The 2,490-nt window shown below is 71.1% G+C and carries 3 protein-coding genes and 1 pseudogene; 1 reads left to right on the top strand and 3 read right to left on the bottom strand.

Features of this window, described 5'->3' with window-relative positions; translation table 11 throughout:
• Both ACFW1A_RS40040 and ACFW1A_RS40035 read right to left on the bottom strand, forming a co-directional pair.
• Nucleotides 1–81 (bottom strand): annotated as a pseudogene (locus ACFW1A_RS40040) (electron transfer flavoprotein subunit beta); the annotation flags it as partial.
• A 265-nt stretch (nucleotides 82–346) separates the two neighbouring features.
• Entirely contained in the window at nucleotides 347–706 is a 360-nt protein-coding gene (locus ACFW1A_RS40035) for a TlpA family protein disulfide reductase (protein ID WP_380418589.1), read from the bottom strand.
• A 243-nt stretch (nucleotides 707–949) separates the two neighbouring features.
• Here ACFW1A_RS40035 and ACFW1A_RS40030 point away from each other — a divergent pair, with 243 nt between their 5' ends.
• On the top strand, nucleotides 950–1,717 hold the full coding sequence (locus ACFW1A_RS40030; protein WP_380418587.1) for a lysophospholipid acyltransferase family protein: 768 nt from the start codon (nucleotides 950–952) through the stop codon (nucleotides 1,715–1,717).
• 66 nt (nucleotides 1,718–1,783) lie between these two features.
• On the opposite strand, the gene ACFW1A_RS40025 is transcribed toward ACFW1A_RS40030, so the two are convergent.
• The gene (locus ACFW1A_RS40025) at nucleotides 1,784–2,377 is read right to left on the bottom strand and encodes an HIT family protein (RefSeq protein ID WP_380418585.1); all 594 of its coding nucleotides are present in this window, start codon (nucleotides 2,375–2,377) and stop codon (nucleotides 1,784–1,786) included.
• Nucleotides 2,378–2,490: the final 113 nt, after the last annotated feature.

The raw sequence follows: 2,490 nt of genomic DNA, 5'->3' as shown, positions 1-2,490 counted from the left end.
GGTGGTGGCGTCGTCCGCGAAGCGACGGTCACCAGTCGCATCGGGCACGTACTTCACACAGACAACGATCCTCAAGCTCACGGCCTGTCTCCTGTACTGGTCTCGTCCGGCGGCTGCGGCGGTGCACCTCAGGAGCGCGCACGCGCGCGCACCCGCTACGGACAGCGCATTTCCACTGCCCTGACCGGCAACTTCCGGCAGCATACTCGGCAGCGTCCCGCGCTGGTTACTCGTCAGTAGACAAATACCCGAGGGCCGCCGACTGCCGCAACGAAGGGCGGTCCACTGCCTGATCATTGTGACCAAGCTCTCGGCTCCCGGGCAGGTCAACCCGCCCGAACGGGGCTCAGTCGGCCGCCAGGACCGCCCGGCCGAGCGCCGCGATCACGTCCGCCTTGCGCGGCTGCCCGCTGGCCCGCCGCACCACCCTGCCACCCGCGTCCAGCACCAGGACCGTCGGGGTCCGCTCGATCGCCAGCCGGCGGACCAGCTCCAGCTCCCGCTCGGCGTCGATCTCCACGTGCGCCACGCCGGCCACCAACTGGGCCACCTCGGCCAGGATCCGCCGGGTCGCCCGGCAGGGTTGGCAGAACGCCGTGGAGAACTGCACCAGCGTCGCCCGCTCGCCCAGCGCCACGCCCTCGCCCAGGTCCGCCGCCGACACCCGCACCGCTCCGCTCCTCCCGCGCCCCGATCCGGTCCCCACCGTACGCCGCCGGTGTGCGGGCGCAGTATCCGGCCTGCCCCGGGTTCCGGTGACGGCATGTGACGACTATCTCTTCTGCGCCACGCCCGCCCAGATGACAGGAGGCGCCCCTTCGGGGGACGATGCTCGGCAGAATCACCCGTGTCAGCTGCGGCGTGCCGCGGCCCGACGGGCCCGGCCCCGCCCGACCGACCGGGCGCCGTCGCACCGGGCCAGGGCCCGTCGGAAGAAGTAGGGCTGACCGTGGCTGAGTTCGTGTACCCGCCGGTGATCCGCGCCGCGCTGACCGCATTCAAGGCGCTGGACGTGCGGCTCGACATCCGCGGAGCCGAGCACGTCCCGGCGACCGGCGGCGCCGTCCTGGTGAGCAATCACATCAGCTACCTGGACTTCATCTTCGCCGGCATGGGGGCGTACAAGAACGCCAAGCGCAAGACCCGCTTCATGGCCAAGGACGACGTCTTCAAGCACTGGCTCTCCGGCCCGCTGATGCGCGGCATGAAGCACATCTCGGTCGACCGCACCGACGGCCAGCCGGCGTACGACGCGGCGGTCAAGGCGCTGCGCGAGGGCGAGGTGGTCGGCGTCTTCCCCGAGGCCACCATCAGCCGCTCCTTCATGCTGAAGAAGTTCAAGACCGGCGCCGCCCGGATGGCCGCCGACTCCGGCACCCCGCTGCTGCCCGTGGTCCTCTGGGGCACCCAGCAGCTGTGGACCAAGGGCCGACCGAAGACCCTGACCAAGCGGCACGTGCCGGTGACCATCATGATCGGCGAGCCGATCCACCTGGAGCCCACCGACAAGCCGGTGATGGTGACCCGGAAGCTGCGCGCCGTGATGAGCGAGATGCTGGACCGCGCCCAGCGCGAGTACCCCGCCAAGCCGACCGGCCCGTCCGACTCCTGGTGGCTGCCCGCCGGCCTCGGCGGCACCGCGCCGACCCTGGAGGTCGCCGAGGCCGAGGACGAGCGGGAGGCCGCGGCCAAGGCGGCCCGGCGGGCCGCGAACTGAGGCAGCACGGCAGAGCCTGAGGGCGGGTCAGTGACTGACCCGCCCTCGGTCGTGCTCCGGCCGTTCTCAGCCCTCGGCCAGTGCCTCGGCGATCCGGCGGTTGGTCTCGTCCCAGGTCTCGGCCGGCACCTTGGGCAGCATGTCGCCCCAGAGCGGCAGGCAGGTGCCGCGCAGCTGCAGCATCCCTTCCGGACGGGCGATGAACCACCAGTGCAGGTGCGCCCCGCCGTCACCCCAGCGGTTCACGTGCACCCGGGCGATACCGCCGAGCGAGAGCACCGCCCGCTCGACCCGCTGGATCACCGACCCCATCTCGGCCAGCCGCTCGGCCGGCAGGTCCACCAGGTCGTAGTGCCCCCGCGGCAGCAGCATCACCATGGCCGGCAGCCCCTCGGGCTCCGCCATGCTGCGGACCATCCAGTGCTCGTCGGACCAGAGGAGCTGCGGATCGTCCGCACCCCGCTTGCAGGCGAAGCACTCCTCGGGTCCGCTCTCACCGTTGCGCGGCGGCTCGGGCAGCACCGGCTCGTCCAGGACCTTGAGCTGCAGCTCTCCCTCGTAGGGGAAGATCTCCCAGAACGGGATGCCGTCGCCGGGCACCGGGATCCGCTCGCCGATCGGCAGGCTGCGGACGTACTCACTGGGCTGTATGTCTGTCACGCCCGGCAGTCTGGCAGAAACGCGAAGAAGCCCCCACCGAATATCGGTGGGGGCTTCTCCTGAATGATTGTTCGGCGGCGTCCTACTCTCCCACAGGGTCCCCCCTGCAGTAC

Origin of the sequence: Kitasatospora sp. NPDC058965 (assembly GCF_042741245.1) — a bacterium.
Lineage (GTDB): Bacteria > Actinomycetota > Actinomycetes > Streptomycetales > Streptomycetaceae > Kitasatospora.
Note: the sequence above shows the minus strand (reverse complement) of the source record. Positions and strands in the feature narration are given on the sequence as shown.